This window comes from Pseudoalteromonas aurantia, assembly GCF_005886875.1.
Taxonomy (GTDB): Bacteria; Pseudomonadota; Gammaproteobacteria; order Enterobacterales; family Alteromonadaceae; genus Pseudoalteromonas; species Pseudoalteromonas aurantia_A.
The window spans coordinates 1-18,981 of sequence record NZ_PNBY01000073.1; the positions used below are offsets into that span (position 1 = coordinate 1).

General features: G+C 41.4%; 11 protein-coding genes. 6 read left to right on the forward strand and 5 right to left on the reverse strand.

Annotation, left to right across the window (positions count from 1 at the left end; translation table 11 throughout):
• Positions 1-471 precede the first annotated feature (471 nt).
• Positions 472-4,932, forward strand: a complete 4,461-nt coding sequence (gene gltB, locus CWC18_RS14870; protein ID WP_138591536.1) for a glutamate synthase large subunit — start codon at positions 472-474, stop codon at positions 4,930-4,932.
• Between the two features lie 8 nt (positions 4,933-4,940).
• Complete coding sequence (locus tag CWC18_RS14875; protein ID WP_138591535.1) at positions 4,941-6,356, forward strand: FAD-dependent oxidoreductase; 1,416 nt, start codon at positions 4,941-4,943, stop codon at positions 6,354-6,356.
• A 111-nt stretch (positions 6,357-6,467) separates the two neighbouring features.
• Here CWC18_RS14875 and recN read toward each other — a convergent pair whose 3' ends face one another.
• The 3 genes from recN to nadK all read right to left on the reverse strand — a co-directional run bounded on the left by recN (position 6,468) and on the right by nadK (position 9,775).
• The gene (recN, locus tag CWC18_RS14880; protein ID WP_138591534.1) at positions 6,468-8,144 is read right to left on the reverse strand and encodes a DNA repair protein RecN; all 1,677 of its coding nucleotides are present in this window, start codon (positions 8,142-8,144) and stop codon (positions 6,468-6,470) included.
• A 95-nt stretch (positions 8,145-8,239) separates the two neighbouring features.
• Positions 8,240-8,827, reverse strand: coding sequence for a hypothetical protein (locus CWC18_RS14885; RefSeq protein WP_138591533.1), 588 nt, complete (start codon positions 8,825-8,827; stop codon positions 8,240-8,242).
• Between the two features lie 63 nt (positions 8,828-8,890).
• Positions 8,891-9,775 (reverse strand): NAD(+) kinase, encoded by an 885-nt coding sequence (nadK, locus tag CWC18_RS14890; protein ID WP_138591532.1) that lies wholly within the window; start codon positions 9,773-9,775, stop codon positions 8,891-8,893.
• A gap of 87 nt (positions 9,776-9,862) precedes the next feature.
• Here nadK and CWC18_RS14895 point away from each other — a divergent pair, with 87 nt between their 5' ends.
• Both CWC18_RS14895 and grpE read left to right on the forward strand, forming a co-directional pair.
• Complete coding sequence (locus tag CWC18_RS14895; RefSeq protein WP_138591531.1) at positions 9,863-10,807, forward strand: HrcA family transcriptional regulator; 945 nt, start codon at positions 9,863-9,865, stop codon at positions 10,805-10,807.
• 58 nt (positions 10,808-10,865) lie between these two features.
• Positions 10,866-11,483 carry a nucleotide exchange factor GrpE gene (gene grpE, locus CWC18_RS14900; protein WP_138675577.1) on the forward strand — a complete coding sequence of 206 codons (618 nt, stop codon included), beginning with the start codon at positions 10,866-10,868 and terminating at the stop codon, positions 11,481-11,483.
• Positions 11,484-11,538: 55 nt separating this feature from the next.
• On the opposite strand, the gene CWC18_RS14905 is transcribed toward grpE, so the two are convergent.
• Positions 11,539-12,717, reverse strand: a complete 1,179-nt coding sequence (locus CWC18_RS14905; RefSeq protein ID WP_138591530.1) for a Bcr/CflA family multidrug efflux MFS transporter — start codon at positions 12,715-12,717, stop codon at positions 11,539-11,541.
• A gap of 180 nt (positions 12,718-12,897) precedes the next feature.
• Here CWC18_RS14905 and CWC18_RS14910 point away from each other — a divergent pair, with 180 nt between their 5' ends.
• Positions 12,898-13,695, forward strand: a complete 798-nt coding sequence (locus tag CWC18_RS14910; protein ID WP_138591529.1) for a M48 family metallopeptidase — start codon at positions 12,898-12,900, stop codon at positions 13,693-13,695.
• On the opposite strand, the gene CWC18_RS14915 is transcribed toward CWC18_RS14910, so the two are convergent.
• On the reverse strand, positions 13,683-17,642 hold the full coding sequence (locus CWC18_RS14915) for a response regulator (RefSeq protein WP_138675578.1): 3,960 nt from the start codon (positions 17,640-17,642) through the stop codon (positions 13,683-13,685). The two genes, CWC18_RS14910 and CWC18_RS14915, sit on opposite strands and share 13 nt — an antisense overlap.
• 145 nt (positions 17,643-17,787) lie before the next feature.
• Here CWC18_RS14915 and CWC18_RS14920 point away from each other — a divergent pair, with 145 nt between their 5' ends.
• Positions 17,788-18,912: a hybrid sensor histidine kinase/response regulator gene (locus CWC18_RS14920; protein ID WP_138591527.1), complete on the forward strand. Its 1,125-nt coding sequence runs from the start codon at positions 17,788-17,790 to the stop codon at positions 18,910-18,912.
• Positions 18,913-18,981: the final 69 nt, after the last annotated feature.

Sequence of the window (18,981 nt, forward strand, 5' to 3'; positions counted from 1 at the left end):
ACTGACTGGCATTAAGCTTATTGCTCGGCTTTTTTGTAGTATTTATATGTAAATTTGGATACCCCCATCCTTTCACATACATTACTTTGATATTCCGTAATGACTCGTTGCTTGACCTGCATATTATTCACTTAATTTATTTTTCATCCATTTATCAATAGTGTTTACTGAATATCTATTCATCTTTTGAGTGTGTTTACGTTAACGTAAACTGTAAATTTTCATATTATTGATTTACTTTTTAGTCACATTGACACTGGTGTCATGGTGTTTTTTTGTTCTCAATATATATTTTTAGATACTTTTTTACATTTTGGTTAATTTGTCAGACCAATGAGAAATATTCATGTTTATGAATATGTATTCATAAATGTGTTGACTCAGTTTTAAATCCCCGTTAATTTTGAATATCGGCCAGTAATAATCGTCAGCAGTTTAATCCACTGGCAGGGGTAGCAAGGGGAGGAGTCCATGTTATATGACTCAGCATTAGAGAAAGATAATTGTGGTTTTGGCTTGATAGCGCACACGAGCGGTCAGGCTAGCCATAAATTAATAAGAACAGCGATCACAGGGTTAGATCGTATGCAGCATCGTGGCGGAATAGCGTCCGATGGCAAAACCGGAGATGGATGCGGCCTGTTGCTGCAAAAACCAGATAGTTTTTTTCGAGCAATAGCGACGGAAAACGATTGGCGGTTGGGTAAAAATTATGCAGTAGGTATGTTGTTCTTGAACCCTGATGCAGCGCTTGCCACAAGATCAAGGGATGTGGTTAACGAAGAATTAGAAAAAGAAACGTTAACACTTGTCGGTTGGCGAGAAGTGCCGACAGATCCATCAATGTTAGGACCAATTGCACAGCAGCAATTGCCAACATTTGAGCAAGTGTTTGTCAGCGCTCCAGAAGGTTGGCGGCCAAAAGATTTGGAACGTCGTCTATATATCGCACGACGCAGAATAGAAAAACGCCTAGAAGATGATAAATCCTTTTATATTTCGAGTTTGTCAGGCCTGGTAACCGTATACAAAGGCTTAATGATGCCAGTAGACCTGCCAAATTTTTACCTTGATTTGGCAGATATGCGGATGACCAGTGCTATTTGTGTTTTTCATCAGCGTTTTTCAACGAATACTCAACCTCGTTGGCCTCTGGCTCAGCCGTTTCGTTATTTGGCCCACAATGGTGAAATAAATACGATCACGGGTAACAGGCAATGGGCACGTGCTCGGGCATACAAATTTTCTTCGCCACTACTACCTGACTTGCAGAGCGCAGCACCGTTTGTGAATGAAGTGGGTTCAGACTCTTCTAGCCTAGATAATATGCTGGAGCTCTTTTTGGCTGGCGGCATGGATTTGTTTAGAGCAATGCGCATGTTGGTACCACCCGCATGGCAAAAAAATAGGGCTATGGATGAAGATTTACGTGCTTTTTATGACTTTAACTCAATGCATATGGAGCCTTGGGATGGTCCTGCCGGTATTGTTATGTCTGATGGTCGTTTTGCAGCCTGTAACTTAGATAGAAATGGATTACGTCCAGCGCGTTATGTGATCACGCAAGATGGCTTTATTACGTTAGCGTCTGAGGTCGGTATTTGGGATTATGCGGCAGACGAGGTAGTTGAGAAAGGGCGTGTAGGGCCGGGCGAGCTGCTGGTTATTGACACGCTACATGGCAAAATTTGGCAGTCTGATGAAATAGACCAAGATCTGAAAGCGCGTCATCCATATAAAGCTTGGCTTGAACAAAATGTTAAGCGTTTAACACCACTTGAACAACTGGATGAAAAGCAGGACGCAGGTCAGCGCAGTTTTGATAAATTAACGTTACAAACTTATCAAAAGTTATTTGGTTACAGCAATGAAGAATTAGACCAAGTTCTGCGAGTTATGGGTGATAATGGTCAAGAAGCAACGGGTTCTATGGGAGATGACACACCATTTGCTGTGTTATCTGAAGGTGCTCGTTCATTGTATGATTACTTCAGACAAAAATTTGCCCAAGTAACTAACCCGCCTATTGATCCATTGCGTGAAAATCATGTGATGTCATTAGCAACTTGTATTGGGCGCGAACAAAATGTATTCAATGAAACAACAGGGCACGCTAAACGGTTACAGTTTGATTCGCCTGTTCTGACTTACTCTGATATGCAGCAGTTGGTTGAGGCCGACGATGCGCATTATCGCTCATGCATTATTGATTTGAATTATGCGCCTGATGAAGGTCTTAAAAGTGCCATCAAACGGGTGTGTGATGAGGCGCAAAGCAGTGCTAAAGATGGCTGTGTAATGATTATCCTGAGCGATAGAAATACCACAAAAAACGCGTTGCCTATTCCAGCTGCAATGGCGGTTGGTGCAGTGCAACAACGGCTAGTTGATACCAACTTGAGGTGTGACGCAAACGTTATTGTCGAGACAGGCAGTGCGCGAGATCCTCATCACTATGCGGTGTTACTTGGTTTTGGCGCAACAGCGGTTTATCCGTATTTGGCATATGAATCATTGGTGGCCATGTGTGATGAGAACGTTATTAAAAAGAGCTACAGAGAAGTCACGCTGTCATATCGCTCTGCCATCAATAAAGGCTTATACAAAATAATGTCGAAGATGGGGATCAGTACCATTGCTTCTTATCGCTGTTCGATGTTGTTTGAAGCCGTTGGTTTGTCTGATGAGCTGGTTGACTTATGTTTTAAAGGGGTCACAAATCGCATACAGGGAGCGTCGTTTGATGAGTTCGAACTCGATCAAACTAAATTACATAAGTTAGCCTATAGCAAACGTAAGCTTCTTAGTCATGGTGGCTTACTCAAGTTTGTTCATGGTGGCGAATATCACGCTTATAATCCTGATGTAGTGAGCACTTTACAAGTTGCGGTGCGTTCAGGAAATTACGAAGACTATCGAGTATATGCTGATCTGGTTAACCAACGCCCTGTGACCAACTTACGAGATATGTTGACGGTTAATACCGAGCAAAAAGCCATAGCAATAGATGAGGTAGAGCCTGCTACAGAGCTTTATAAACGTTTTGATTCTGCTGCTATGAGCATTGGTGCCTTATCTCCTGAAGCGCATGAAGCATTAGCGATTGCGATGAACAGACTTGGAGGCTGCTCTAACTCGGGCGAGGGTGGTGAAGATAAGCTCCGTTTTGGGACTGAAAAAAACTCGCGTATTAAGCAAGTTGCGTCAGGTCGGTTTGGCGTTACACCTCATTATTTACAAAGCGCGGATGTTATACAAATTAAGGTTGCGCAAGGCGCTAAACCGGGAGAAGGAGGGCAACTTCCTGGAGAAAAAGTAACTCCTTATATTGCGAAATTAAGATACTCTGTGCCGGGAGTTACTTTAATCTCACCGCCGCCACACCATGATATTTATTCTATCGAAGATTTAGCACAGCTAATTTTTGACTTAAAACAAGTCAATCCACAGGCCATGATTTCAGTCAAGTTGGTGTCCGAACCGGGCGTGGGCACAATCGCAACGGGTGTAGCGAAAGCTTATGCAGATTTAATTACCATCGCCGGTTATGACGGCGGTACAGGGGCAAGTCCGCTTACCTCAGTAAAATATGCAGGAAGCCCATGGGAACTTGGCTTAGCAGAAACACAGCAAGCATTAGTTGAAAATGGCTTACGTCATCGTATTCGCTTGCAGACAGACGGTGGCTTAAAAACGGGTCTTGATATCATTAAAGCGGCAATCTTAGGAGCTGAAAGCTTTGGTTTTGGTACCGGCCCGATGGTTGCACTTGGTTGTAAGTACTTGAGGATATGTCACTTAAATAACTGTGCAACAGGTGTTGCAACGCAAGACGATACGTTACGTCAAAAGCACTATCACGGGCTACCAGAAATGGCGATGAATTATTTTAAATTTATCGCTCAAGAAGCCAGAGAGTTAATGGCTCAGCTGGGTGTCACAAGATTGGTTGATTTGATCGGACGCACAGATCTTCTTGATATGATTGAAGGTAAAAACAGCAAACAAAACAAGCTTGATTTATCGAATTTGTTGGCAAAACCGAATAATCTAGCCAATGAAACATTGTATTGCTCAGCCCCAAATGTATCGCATTACCAGGGTAAATTAAATGAGCTGCTACTTGATAAAGCAAAGCAAGCGATTACAGATAAAAGTGGCATCTCACTCGTTAATCGAATTTGTAATACCGACCGTTCTGTAGGGGCGATGTTGTCAGGTTATATTGCGAGTAAACATGGTAACCAAGGCATGGCGGCAGATCCGGTTGCAATTGAACTTCATGGGACTGCAGGGCAGTCGTTTGGAGTATGGAATGCTGGTGGTCTTGAAATGACGCTTGTCGGTGATGCAAATGACTATGTTGGTAAAGGGATGGCCGGTGGTAAGTTAGTTATAAGGCCGCCAGTTGGGTCAAGTTTTGCGAGTCATCATGCAACGATTATTGGTAACACTTGTTTGTACGGTGCAACAGGTGGAAAGCTTTATGCCGCAGGCAGAGCCGGAGAGCGATTTGCGGTGCGCAACTCGGGGGTGAACGCTGTAGTTGAAGGACTCGGGGACAATGGGTGTGAGTATATGACCGGAGGCGTTGTATGTGTCCTCGGCCAAGTGGGTGTTAACTTTGGTGCTGGTATGACTGGTGGGTTTGCCTACATATTAGATGAAAGTGATGACTTTTCGAAACGCATTAATTCAGAACTTGTTGAAGTGGTTTGCTTAGCTGAACTTGTGTCGCATCAAGAACATTTGCGCGGCATGATTGCTGAACACCTTGATTTGACAGGCTCGTCTCGTGCGGAACAGATTTTGGCTAACTTTGAATTGTATTTGCCGATGTTTAAGTTAATTAAACCAAAATCTAGTGATGTAAATAGCTTACTAGGCCACAGAGCACGAAGCAGTGCAGAATTACGTGTTCAGGCTCAATAGGGGGAAGTATGAGCGAGAATGTATATCAGTTTATCGACGTTCAACGTGTAGATCCGAGAAAAAAGCCCATTTCTACGCGAAAGCAATCATTTGTTGAAATTTATGAACCGTTTTCAACAAATCAAGTTAATTCGCAATCAGATCGGTGTCTTGATTGTGGTAACCCATATTGTGAGTGGAAATGTCCGGTACATAACTATATTCCACAATGGCTTAAGTTAATTCGCACAGGTCGAATAATTGAAGCGGCTGAGTTGTCTCATCGAACTAACAGCTTACCAGAGGTGTGTGGCAGGGTGTGTCCTCAAGATAGGCTCTGTGAAGGCGCATGTACGCTTAATGAAGAATTTGGCGCTGTGACCATAGGTAATATTGAAAAATATATTACAGATACGGCATTTGCTCAGGGCTGGAAGCCCGATATGTCCTATGTCGTTTGGACTGACAAAAAAGTCGCTGTAATAGGGGCGGGTCCAGCGGGACTGGGCTGCGCTGATATTTTGGTGCGAAATGGCGTAAAGCCGGTTGTGTTTGATAGAAACCCAGAAATTGGCGGTTTGTTAACCTTTGGGATCCCGTCTTTCAAACTTGAAAAGTCAGTAATGGAAAAGCGTCGAGAAGTTTTTTCTGAAATGGGCGTGGAATTCAGGTTGAATACGGAGATTGGGACCGATATCTCAATGGACGAATTACTCAGTGAATATGATGCTGTATTCGTTGGCGTTGGTACTTATCAAAGTATGAAAGGCGGACTCGAAAATGAAGATGCCAGAGGTGTTCATGATGCCTTACCATTTTTGATTGGTAATACCAATCGAGTAATGAATTATGATGAATCTACACAACCTTACATTGATATGGCGGGAAAAAAGGTCGTTGTACTCGGTGGCGGTGATACTGCTATGGACTGTGTGCGCACCTCAGTACGCCATGGCGCGAGCAAGGTGACTTGTGCGTATCGTCGAGATGAAGAGAATATGCCTGGGTCTCGTCGTGAAGTTAAAAATGCCAAAGAAGAAGGCATTGAGTTTCAATTTAACGTTCAGCCCAAGGGAATTGTATTAGACACCGAAGGGAAAGTTGCCGGTGTGAAGATGGTTAAAACCCAATTAGGTGAAGCAGATGCAAATGGACGACGTCGAGCAGAAGAAGTGGCGGGTTCTGAGCATATTTTAGATGCAGATGCCGTTTTGGTGGCATTTGGGTTTAAACCGCATAGCCTAGATTGGTTATCGCAATATGATGTAGAGATTAATAGTTGGGGGGGCATTGAAGCGCCAGAACAAGGTGATTTTACTCACCAAACCAGTAACCCTAAGATATTTGCTGGCGGAGACGCCGTCAGAGGATCCGATTTAGTTGTGACGGCAATTTTTGAAGGCCGCAATGCAGCAGAAGGGATATTGGATTATTTAGAAGTTTAGTTTGTAATACCCTGGAGACAATAAGGCCCAATTTTGGGCCTTATTTTTTTCTCTGTAAGATGGTTCACTGGTAGGTAAATCACCCAATGTGAACAAACTCAAGCGTTGTTTTTATGCGCTTTGTACTGAGAGTAATTCTTCGGCGCTAGCCTTTGTTGTATCGCTTATCTTATCTCCACCTATTAATCTGGCTATTTCTGCAACGCGCATAGCGTGTTCAAGCGTTTTCATTGATGTAAATGTTTGCCCATCTTTGACTTTTTTAGCAACAAATTGCTGTTGGTGACCACTACAAGCGACTTGCGCTAAATGCGTGACACAAATAACTTGAGTTGACTGACCGAGCTGTCTAAGGAGTTTACCTACTTGGGATGCGGTTGGGCCCGATATACCTACATCGACTTCATCGAAAATTAAGGTTGGGGTTGTGACCCGTTGAGCAATAATAACTTGGATTGCGAGACTTATACGAGATAGTTCACCACCCGATGCAACTTTACCAAGTGCCTGTAAGGGCTGGCCTGGGTTAGTTGAGACTAAAAACTCAATATTATCGAACCCAGTGCTACTTGGTTTTTGTTGCTGCATTTGCTGTAATTCAATTGCAAAGCGACCATTATCCATAGACAAAGAATGCATACTCTTAGAGATCAAAGCGTTCAACTTGGTAGCCGCTTTAGCACGACTTTCACTGAGTGAGCGTGCGGCCAATTGATACGCTTGTAACGAATCGGCAATTTCAATCTCAAGGTCGTCAATGCGTGCTGAGTCTGAGCTAATACTAGTTAACTCTTCACATAGCTGCTGATGAAATTCATAAAGCTCTTGTGGTTTGATATGGTGCTTTCTCGACAAATCCATCGCTTGTGATAGTCGTTCTTCTACCTCTTGTAAGCGCATTGGATCTTGTTCTACTCTGCCACTATAACTACGAAGCTCTCTACATGCCTCTTCAACTTGAACTGCGGCTTCGTCGAGCATTTGTGCTATGGGCTCTAATGCTTGGTCATAACCGGTTAAATCAACAAATTGTTGTGCACTTTGTTGTAATTGACTCAGGACAGTTTGCTCATCACGTTCATAGAGGTGTTGTAACTCTCGGTGACAGGTATCAATAATTGTTTGGCTATTACTGAGTTTACTATGTTCTATTTCTATCGCTTCGTATTCTTCTTCAGCGATCGCAAATTCATTGAGTTCAGCAACCTGATATTCTAATAGTTGTTTACGTGCTGATTGTGCTTGTTGTAACTTTAAAAGGCTGCTGTGCTCACGCTGTAATTTATTAAAATGCGTATATTGGGTTCGTACTGCATTCATTAGTGGGGTGTGCCCCGCGTAAGAGTCAAGCAGGTGCAATTGATGTTCGGGTTTTAAAAGTAATTGATGTGCATGTTGGCCATGTATCGAAATGAGATATTGGCCGAGCTCTTTTAGCTGACTAGCCGTAACGGATACGCCGTTAATATAGCTTTTACTGCGACCATTTTTACTGACTACACGTCGTAAAATACAATCTTCTTCATCATTATTTAGCATGTGTTCGGCTAAAAATTGTTGCGCAATAGGGAGCTGACTAATATCAAAGTGTGCACTTATTTGGGCTTTGTCTGCACTTGGGCGAACAGCGGTGGGATCAGCGCGCTCGCCTAAGCATAAAGACAACGCATCAATGGCTATTGATTTACCTGCCCCGGTTTCACCGGTAATCGCAGTCATACCACAGTGCCATTCAATATTGAGTGCACTGACAATAGCAAAATCATTTACTTCTAAATTGGTTAGCATACTGTGTATCCGAACAGTGTTTTACTGTTAATTTATACAGTGCTTAATCAAAATGCAACCAGTAAATAGAAATAACTTGTTATTTCGCGTCACCGTTAGGCTACCGATTGTGGCTTAGCGGCTACTTTTTGCGTCGCCTTATTCTCATCCGTAGTCTCAGATATTGCGCCGTCATTATTTTGGGTTGACTCGTCATTAGGCGTGCTGTTTGGTCCTTGATCTGGAGTTTTTATCATAATGATCAAAGCGGGTAGAACCTCTTGATAAAATTCTTTGTTATAAGAAATGCCCGACGCAGGGAGTTCTGCGACAAAATATTGAAGCTGCTCAGAGAGCAAATCTAAGTTACCATTTTCTCGGCACTTATTTAATTCACTGACGACACAGTAGATAAATTGCTCTGCTACACGCTCAAGTTGGTCCAGATTTTCTTCAGTATGTGCTTGTACAACAAAGAAGTTACCAACAATCGCATTCACTTTTGGCGAATACTTTGGACGTAGAGCTTTGGCTTCAACAAATTCTGCAGTTTTAGATTTAAATTGAGACGTGATTTTCTTTAATCGATCATTGAACATTTTTTTTTCGGCTTCACGTGCCTTTTTACGATTATTTTCAATCACCACATAAACACCTAATAAAGTTATTAATAGTACTAATGTGGAAAAAACAATGTAGCTCATAATTCTTATAATTTCCTAATTTAGAAAAATACTAATTCGCTATTGTGCGTTATCTTTATGGTGTTAGTAAAGCCTGCTGCCCCAATTTAATTTTTGTCTAAGAACATTGTAGTAGGAATAAGACTTCGGATGGATCAGACGCAGCTTTTTGTCGGCTTTTTTAATCACAACCTCATCCCCAGGCAGCACCGCTAACACAACGTGACTGTCACAGCTAACTTGCAGACTGTCCGTATTTGAAAGGCTTAATTTTAATCTCACTTGTTTATCCGCATCGACGACTAAAGGTCTGCTAGATAGAGTATGAGGAAACATAGGCACCAGTGCCATAGCATTGAGTTCTGGTGTGAGGATCGGCCCACCGCCAGATAATGAATAGGCAGTAGAGCCGGTAGGCGTTGAAACAATGAGCCCATCAGAGCGCTGTGAAAAAACAAATTCATCATCAATAAATGCTTCAAACTCTATCATATGTGCCACTTTGTCTGCGTGTAAAACCGCTTCGTTGACAGCGGAATTAGCACTTTTTAACTCCGCGTGACGATAGACTTCGACTTCGAGTAAAAAGCGCGATTCAGAAATGAATTCGCCTCGTAATACAGCTTCTAAGCTCGCTTCGAATCCATCAGGGCTTAAGTCAGTTAAGAAGCCCAAATTGCCTCTGTTAACACCGATCACTGCAACGTCAAAGCGAGCTAACACTCTGGCCGCACCGAGCATATTACCATCTCCGCCGACGACAATGGCTAAGTCGCATAAACGGCCCAATTCAACGAGTTCTGTTAATGCACTGTTATCGATTGAATCTATTTGTGCGCCAACACGGGATTCTACTAAAACCGCATAACCTAATGCTTGCAAAAAGGTATACAAGCGTTGTAATGTCAACGCGGCACCTTCATGGCTTGGCTTGCCAATTAAACCTATGGTTTTAAAAGGTGTTGTCATGGTAATGGCCTTTGTTCTTTAATAGCGCAAGATTAACTGAATTCTTTACCACTTGAAACTGACAATTAACGTCACCATTAAAATAATATGAAAATAACAGCACGCGACCAACAAATCTTTACAGCGGTGATGGGCCTTTACTGTGATAATGAAGGCAGCCCTGTAGCGTCTAGTAAAATAGCCAAACAAAAAGGGATGGCTGTATGCTCTGCGACCGTCCGAAATGTGATGGCAAGACTGGAGCGTGAGGGCCTCTTATATTCGCCACATACATCGGCGGGTAGAGTCCCCACTGAAGCTGGTTTTAAATATTGGTTTGAAGAGTTTTTTGAGCTGTCGAAAATAGCAACATACTGGCAACCTCAACAACATCAGTTAGTTGAATTTGCTCATGGTTTGAGTCAAAAATACCAAGTGTGTTGCTGTGTAGGTTTACCTCAAGCAAGTTCTCGTTTGGTATTTAGGGTTGAGGTATTGGGGTTTGATAGTGAGTCTTGGTTGGTGTTATTGATAGACAAAGCGGGTCAATCACATAATATTTGTATTAAGAAGCCAGATAATGACTCAGACGCTATGCGCTATCAATTTGCTGCTTGGATGAACACGGTGTTTAGTCAGCAGACTTTAATTGAAGGGCTACACAGAATGAGAGCAATGGCTCATAGTGCGCCGCCAGAGTGTCATGATCAACTTGCACAGTGGACCAGAGAGTTAAGTCAGCAGTTAGGTACTGATAACAGCATTGTAGTTGGGGAACGGTATTTATATCAAAGCCTAGAGCTCGAGAGTGAATTAAATATTGGTGTGCCATTTTTACATCAAGTGGAAGACAAGCTTGCATTTAAAAACGGGGTATCGGTACTTTATGCAAATGAATTGAGCACCCTTAATATTGAGGAGTCTATCGTGATAAGTCTTCCTTATTTTACGGAAGGTGAATATCAAAGTCGATTTTGTATAATTTGTCCTGTGTATGCGCCAATTGAGGCAATCATAGGAGAATTTTCTCAAATTGAGACTGTTGGGTCTTGAATCTATAAATTCAATCCCCATAACTAGCGTCAATTGTAAAGAATCGGAGAAGTTTTACATGTCTGAGCAAAATAATGCCACTGAACATGAGCAAGAAATTGTAGAGCCAGTTGAACAAGCTAGCGACTCGGTTGAGAACGTTGAAGCACAAGACGTAGAAACTGAAGTTGAAGCTGAAGCTGAATTAAGCCCAGAAGAAGAGATTGCTGGTTTGTATGCTGAATTAGCAGCAACAAAAAAGCAAGTGGCTGACCAAAAAGACAGCGTAGTACGTGCAGCGGCAGATATTGAAAATATGCGTCGTCGTGCAGCTCAAGATGTAGAGAAAGCACACAAATTTGCATTAGAAAAGTTTGCAAATGAGTTGCTGCCTGTTATTGATAACCTAGAACGTGCTATTGAGTTTTCAGATAAAGAAAATGAAACATTAAAGCCAGTTCTTGAGGGTATTGACATGACCTTAAAAAGTTTCTCAGATGCAGTGGCAAAATTCGGCGTTGAGATGCTAAACCCACAAGGTGAAACTTTTAATCCAGAGTTCCATCAAGCAATGTCTATTCAGCCAAGTAATGATGTATCACCAAATACCGTACTGGCGGTTATGCAAAAAGGGTATACGTTAAACGGTCGTTTATTACGCCCTGCGATGGTTATGGTTTCAAAAGAAGCCGAATAACTCTTAATAGTTTGTAGGGTATAAAAAAGGCCGATTACTCGGCCTTTTTTATACCCTAAATAAAGTTACGTTGTCTGAGTTGGCACAACCCAGCCAATATCACAGCCATAAACATAAAGGTTGCAAAGGGGATTGTATTGTTTGGTTGAATTAATGCTAATAACGGTCCGACTAACGCCCCACTGCCAAATCTAAGCGTGCCTATTACCGCCGTAGCAGTACCTGTATGCTTTTCAAAAGCGATTAAGATTAAAGCGTCTGCATTACTCGCAATTATTCCTAAACTCATCATTAAAGGCGCAATGGTACTGGCTATAATCCACACACCCATATCAGCCATACTTTCTGCTAATACGGCAATACCCGATAATAGACCCGTAAAAAGGCCAATATAGAGCATTTTTCGAGAACCGATTTTTGGCACTAATCGCGTATTGAGTAAATTGCCTAACATGAGTGCAATAATATTCAGCGCAAACAGCACGCCAAACAATTGCTCAGATACACGGTAGTAATCTAGATAAATAAAAGGTACCGACGTTAAAAAACAAAAAAAGGCGAACGAAGCGAGCATCGAGGTTAGGATATCATTTCGAGCTGCTTTATTTGCAAAAACGGTTAAGTAGTTTTTTGTAAAAAAGAGCACGGTTATTTTTTCATTGGTAAACCTTGGCACGTCGATACTTGTTGATAGCGTGATGCAAAATAAGATGACAGCATAAAACGCGAGAACGAAGAATATTGCACTCCAGTGCCAAACCATCATCAGTACAACACCTAAAGAGGGCGCGATAAGCGGAGCAACCATCATGATCATTGAGACATAAGACATGCCTTTGGCCGTATGCTCTTTGTAGTAGTGACGAATAATGCCTGGGACAACTACGGTTGCGGCTGCACCAAAGAATGCTTGTACGATCCTTAAAACACAAAAAGCGTCGATATCTCGTGTAATCGCAAGTGCAATAGAACAAACGGCGAAACCGAGCAAACCGATCTGAGTTAATTGCGTGCGAGAAAACCGGTCTGCGAGTGGCCCAAAAACCATCATGCCGAATGCATAGCCCCCGAGATAACTGCTCAATGAGACCTGAACACTTTCTAAATTAGAGTTTAAGTCAGATGCAATGACTAACATTGCAGGCAAGTATAAATCAATTGCAAGTGGTGTAAGTGCAACAATACTGGCGAGCAGAGGCAGGAATAGCCGGCCAAGTGGGTGATCTTGTGTCATTGGTGACGTGTCTTGATTATATTTGTTGTTATTCTATCAAATATTTAATGACATTAGCTCGATATGAGACAAGAAAGGCTGTTTTTGAGTTATGATAGATGAAAGATTCTAATTTGTATCTTGAGACATCATGTGCATGTTTTACACTAGGTACAGTCACCACCTATTTTGGATAATACAATGAAAAAAATCATTTCAACATTGGCTATTGCTTTATTAGTGAGTGGGTGCAAAACCTCGCCTACGGGTAGGACACAAATCGCGCTTTACTCAGATCAAAAGATGAATGAAATGGGGTCGGCGAGCTTTGAACAAATGAAGAAAGAACAAGCGATTGAAACCGATCCAAGCATGAATGCGTATGTGAAATGCATTGCGGAGCATTTAATTGCAGAGCTTCCCAGTAATTATGCAAATCAGCCTTGGGAAGTGGTCGTGTTTAAGGAGCCAAGCGCCAATGCCTTTGCATTACCGGGCGGAAAAATTGGGGTTCACACAGGCTTGTTGAACGTCGCTAAGAATCAAGATCAGTTAGCTGCTGTTATGGGTCATGAAGTGGGGCATGTTATTGCTGAGCATTCAAATGAGAGAGTCTCTCAAAATAGCTTATTACAGTTTGGATTGCAGGCGAGTAGTACTGCACTACAAATGGGTAATGTTGAATATAGAGATGCAATTATGCAGGGGTTAGGACTTGGTGCACAATATGGCGTTGCGTTACCATTCGGAAGAACACATGAGAGTGAAGCTGATGTGATTGGATTGGACCTGATGGCCAAAGCAGGTTTTCAGCCTGAGGGATCTGTGGCACTTTGGAAAAACATGGAGGCGGCTTCTTCAGGAGAGCGCCGGCCAGAATTTATGTCAACACACCCCTCACCACAAAGTCGAATTGCAAACTTAACGTCTAAACTAGATGAAGCGTCTAGACTAAAGCAAGCTGCATGGCAGTCTGGGAAAAAGCCTCAATGTAAGTAGCTTGAGTTCGGTTCTGAGATTTTACTTTGGATTTTATCCAGCGCCGTGTGCGCTTGGGCAAATTCAAAGCGTGAAATAAGTGTTTTTAATTCATCAAGTTCAGCTTGACTAAGATGTTCATTACACGTTAATTGTAAAACAAGCTCTGATGCACTCGTATCGAACTCTTTGAGTGCTTGTGCAAGTTTATCTAGCATATAGGCTGTGTCTAGGCCAGGTTGCGGATCATCATTTAGCTGTTGATTCATAATATGAGGGCATACCGCCAGCGTGGTGTTTACATACTCAATCATAATGTCGATATCGTTAATATCTACCGCCATATTTTGTAACTGAATTTCCAGTGATTTTGCTTTTTCTGTGATGAAGTAAATAGATAGATTTGCCGCTGCGCCCTTGATTGCATGTAAAATATTTGCAGCTAATTCATAGTTTGTGATTACTATGGCTTGCTTTAAATTAATTAACTCTTCGACTTGCTGTGATAAAAAGGTAGTGAGTATATTGAAGTATATTTGCTTATTCCCGGCAGCTCTCTCTATGCCTTCTTTAATATTGACCCCCTTTAAGTTGCGCCCTGGGGACGCAGCTTGTTCGCTATTTTCCTCATGGGCTTTATCTGATTCAGGTATGTGAAGTGTCTTAGGTTCTGTAACTGATGGGGTGAGATGTGCTTGTATGGTTTTGATCATAACTGGAACATCAATGGGTTTAGATATATGGTCGTTCATCCCGCTATCTAAGCAAAGCGTTATATCTTCTTGCATGGCATTGGCTGTCATCGCAATGATGGGGAGATCATCGTTTTGAGGCTGTTTGCGAATGGCCTGTGTGGCCTGAATACCCCCCATGTTAGGCATTTGCATATCCATTAATACAATGTCATATCGCGTCGTCGCTATTTTTTCTAGTGCTTCCATCCCATCGTTAGCAACATCAATCATTGCCCCATAACTAGATAATATTTCTACAGCGATTTCTTGATTAACGGGCTGATCTTCGGCAAGCAGTATAGATATGTCTTGTAAACTGGTTGATACTGTCTCTTGTGATGCGTCTTTAGTGTTACTTAGCTGAGTGTATGGCCCCAAACAGCTAATGAGTGTATCGAATAAATGAGAGGCATTTATGGGTTTTAGGACGACGCCAGAAATACATGCCTTTTGAGAGGGGTTAAGCTCTAACTCTCGGCCATAAGCGGTTGTTAATATTACTTTAGTTTTAGTGAGCAAGTTACGTTCATTTAAAATTTCGATGGCTGTTAGGCCATCCATTTCAGGCATTTGCCAATCAATAATGAGCGCGTCGAAAGGCTCAGAGGCTGCCGTCATTATATCAATAGCATTGGGCGCACTATTGGTACTTGATACCATAACATTCATATTGTTGAGCATGCCCTCTAGCACCTCTGTTGCTTGCACATTGTCATCTACGATTAGAATATTTTTTGTAATAGTAAGTGTCGGAGGGACCGCCTGTTGAGAGTGTTTATCAAGGGGTAACTCTAACGTAAAATAAAACGTAGAGCCTTTCTCTAGGCTGCTTTCTATATATATTTCTCCACCCATTAGTTTGACCAATTGTTGTGAAATAGTGAGGCCCAATCCGGTGCCTCCATACTTTCGGGTAATTGAGGCATCGGCTTGGGAGAACGACTTGAACAGTTTTTGCTGTTGTTGTGGGTTCATGCCAATACCTGTGTCAATGACAGAGAATGTGATTTTAGTACTCTCTTTACTGGGTTCTAGTTCTCTAATTTTTATTGATACATGCCCTTGTTCGGTAAATTTCACGGCATTACCAGCCAGGTTAATCAAAATTTGACTCAACCGTAATGGGTCACCCATTAAATTATTTGGGATCGTACTTGGCACGTCAAAAATGAGCTCCAGTTGTTTTTCTTGTGCTTTGACACTGACGATGGTCATTACATTATCTAAAAGTTTGTCGAGTTCAAATTTAGTGTGTTCAATTTCTATTTTTCCAGCGTCGATTTTAGAAAAGTCTAAAATATCGTTTATCAAGCACAGTAATTGTTTGGCTGCTACATCAATTTTGTTTACATAGTTATATTGTTTAGGGTTTAAATCTGTGCTCAATGCCAAATGTGCCATGCCAATAATTGCATTCATGGGAGTGCGGATCTCATGACTCATATTTGCTAAGAACTCCCCTTTGACTTTGGCTGAGCGGTCTGCTAATTCTTTCGATGACACTAGCTCTCTTTCTAGTTCGTTTCGTTGTGTAACGTCTAAAAACATACCTACGATACCGGCTACTTCTCCCTTGCTATTGAAGAATGGCGCTTCATATACGATGAGCTCTACCGCATTGTCTTGACCATCCAAGGTGATAAGTTCGTAAGCAACGTTCATTTGTTTTTGGAAAATCTTTTGCGCTTGCGCATGAAATAGGCTAGCTGTGCCTGTATCAAAAACTGTGTCGAGTGAGCTGCCGATTACATCCACTTCGAATTGATTGAGGAATGTCAAAAAAGCACGATTTACTCCCATAAAATTCCCACTTTTGTCTCGATAATACGTGGGGTTAGGGATTGCATTGACAATATGATGTGTTAATTCAAGTTGCTGAGATAAAGCAGCTTCAATTTCTTGTTGTTTTGCATTGTTCCTGCTTATCTCAACTGAAACGGCCAGTTCACGACTGATTTGTTCAAGGCTATCTAGCTGATATTTATCGAGTATAAATACGCACCCGAGATATAAAATGCCAATACAGCGATCATTGACTAACAAAGGGAATAATTGAATTTGCGCAAGTTCTAGTACTTGTTGGCCTTTTGTGATAGTAAGTGTTTGTGATGATGCGCCTAATCTCTGTGGCTTTTTAGTTTTTAAAGCTGCCTTAATATAGGGAGAGCGTTTATCAAAGCACGGAGGGGTTCCTGTTGATTCAAATAGTTTTAAGTTATCTTCCTCGAACAGAAAAATACCGCAGCTAGGTGCGTTGTATTGCAGTGACACAAATTGCAGAGACTCTCGAATAACATCATTGAGCCTGTTTTTACCCCGTAAGGCCGTATGGTATTTTTCTATGGCGCCCGCGGCTTGTATTTTGCTGTTCAATTGCTTCAATGTCGCGTTAAATTCTTTGGCTAAGGTGCCTAATTCACCAGAAAGATCATTAGGCAGTTGGAGTGTTTGACGCTTTTGATTTAAAGATTCTGAAATAGCTTTGTGAATTTTTCTTATCGGTAAAAAATAGTGGATCCTGAGCGTTATATAAGAAAACAAGAACATTATGACGGTAAGTGAAAAGCAAGCTGTCACTAAATATTGATTTTTAGTTGCTTGCTCATTCAATATTTCTCGGTGTGTTTGTTTACGAATATCAATGATTTTACTGGCGTGGGCGATGGCATTCATTACTTTTGCTTTCTCTTCTAAATATGGTTGCCCAAAGAGAATGTTTTGTGCAGCTGCTTTGCCTTCAATTGGTTGGTTATGAAGTAACTCAAATGCTTGTTCTTCTAACTTTAACAATTGATTAGAAGTATTGAGCGCAAGGGTTAAATTATTGATTTCTTCTTGTCGTATCCCAGTCTGCGCGATCCGATCAATAATTGAGAGGTGGTTTTTCTCGTCCAAGGGGTTACTTAAATGACGGACTGAGTTTTTGGCTAAATTATCCCAATAATTAATGGGGTTTTTTGGTGCAGGCAAATACCCATTACGAATTGCCAAAACATGGTTAAATAAAATAAACCACTGTTTTTCCCCTGTCACTGAATAATTTCGCGCATAATTGCTTAGCAAGTCTGAACTCTGTTTTAGTTCGTTGGTGAGATTTTGAAGCGAATTGATGGCGTTTAAAGTGCGGACTTGTTGTTTTGATATGTGAAACGAATAAAGCACGAGGCTGAGCAACAACACAAATAAGAGGCTCATCATATAAAATAATAAGTTAACCAGCAATTTCGCGCTCATTTGTCTCCAATACTATGACTTTACGTTACCCTGATTAAACAATAGCCTGCTATACACTTTTCACAAGAAAACTCTAAAATTCACTCTAACTAAGCAATCAACGTGGAGTTTACTATACTAAGCCCATTAGGCTTAGGGAGTTAGCATGTTTGATATTTTAATCGTCGATGATGTGGCAGAAAACCTGCAAATGTTACAATTAATCTTAAAGTGTCCTCGATTTAGAATACGAGCTGCAACTAGTGGTCATACTGCTTTGCAACTCATTGAAAATCAATTACCCGATCTGATAATCACCGATATTAAAATGCCTAACATGAGTGGCGTGGATTTGTGTCGACTTTTAAAAGCAGATAAGAGAACGAGCCACATCCCTATTGTATTTGTAAGTGCTTACACCGATACGGGTAATATTGTGGAAGCATTGGAGGTCGGAGGAGTTGATTACATTAGTAAACCATTTAGACCCGCAGAAATTAATGCGCGTGTGAATACGCAAATAAAATTATTAGAGGCAAATGCATTACAAGTTAAACGGCAATTATCAGATGCATTAAACCAAATGGTCGTTGGTGTTGCCCATGAAATCAATACGCCGCTTGGTACAGGGATCACGGCCGCATCTCATTTATTTGGGGTGATCACTGAATTAACGAAAGAGTTTGAGAAGAAAACACTGTCACAAAACTTACTTTCAGACTTATTAATACGATCTAATGAGAGTATCGAACTCTGTGAAAGGAGCTTGAGCCGTGTGGCTGAGTTCGTAAATTTACTTAAAACTATTTCAAAGGCCGAGGCACCTGCCCAGCCAGGCATGTGTGATCTTGTTGAGTTAATTAAGCAATTGATCAGTCAATATCATTTTGATGAAACGGGCGTAGAGATAAAATTAGCGACGGAGCATTCAGTGCTCGATGTGACATTAGATGCAAATTTATTACAATTAGTGTTGGGCAATATTATTGAAGATTCTATCAATCATGGTTTGGTAGATAAAAAAGGACCAATTGAGATAATGTTACGCGCAAATGAGCAAGAAATAGAAATACACTATGCGGATAATGGGATAGGGCTCATTGATATAACGATTGAAGATTTACTTAAGCCGTTTGTTACGTCTCGAAGAGGGAACAGTGGTCACGTTGGTTTGAGTACACCGGTTGCTGCTAATATCATTAGTGGTGCGTTACAAGGTGGATATACAGTTCGAAGTACCGACCGAGGTATAGAATGGATAATAAAAATACCTATGGTGCGTTTGCGCTAAATCAAAGTCGTTGTATAAGTGGCAGTGTAGCGGACAAAAGTCCTTATCTGATCTGGTTTATTTATCTAT

Bases quoted from the DNA above. Each gene is read 5' to 3' on its own strand.
- CWC18_RS14885 (WP_138591533.1), bottom strand. From the start codon at position 8,827: ATGAGCTACATTGTTTTTTCCACATTAGTACTATTAATAACTTTATTA.
- nadK (WP_138591532.1), bottom strand. From the start codon at position 9,775: ATGACAACACCTTTTAAAACCATAGGTTTAATTGGCAAGCCAAGCCAT.
- CWC18_RS14905 (WP_138591530.1), bottom strand. From the start codon at position 12,717: ATGACACAAGATCACCCACTTGGCCGGCTATTCCTGCCTCTGCTCGCC.
- recN (WP_138591534.1), bottom strand. From the start codon at position 8,144: ATGCTAACCAATTTAGAAGTAAATGATTTTGCTATTGTCAGTGCACTC.
- grpE (WP_138675577.1), top strand. From the start codon at position 10,866: ATGTCTGAGCAAAATAATGCCACTGAACATGAGCAAGAAATTGTAGAG.
- CWC18_RS14910 (WP_138591529.1), top strand. From the start codon at position 12,898: ATGAAAAAAATCATTTCAACATTGGCTATTGCTTTATTAGTGAGTGGG.
- CWC18_RS14920 (WP_138591527.1), top strand. From the start codon at position 17,788: ATGTTTGATATTTTAATCGTCGATGATGTGGCAGAAAACCTGCAAATG.
- CWC18_RS14915 (WP_138675578.1), bottom strand. From the start codon at position 17,642: ATGAGCGCGAAATTGCTGGTTAACTTATTATTTTATATGATGAGCCTC.
- gltB (WP_138591536.1), top strand. From the start codon at position 472: ATGTTATATGACTCAGCATTAGAGAAAGATAATTGTGGTTTTGGCTTG.
- CWC18_RS14875 (WP_138591535.1), top strand. From the start codon at position 4,941: ATGAGCGAGAATGTATATCAGTTTATCGACGTTCAACGTGTAGATCCG.
- CWC18_RS14895 (WP_138591531.1), top strand. From the start codon at position 9,863: ATGAAAATAACAGCACGCGACCAACAAATCTTTACAGCGGTGATGGGC.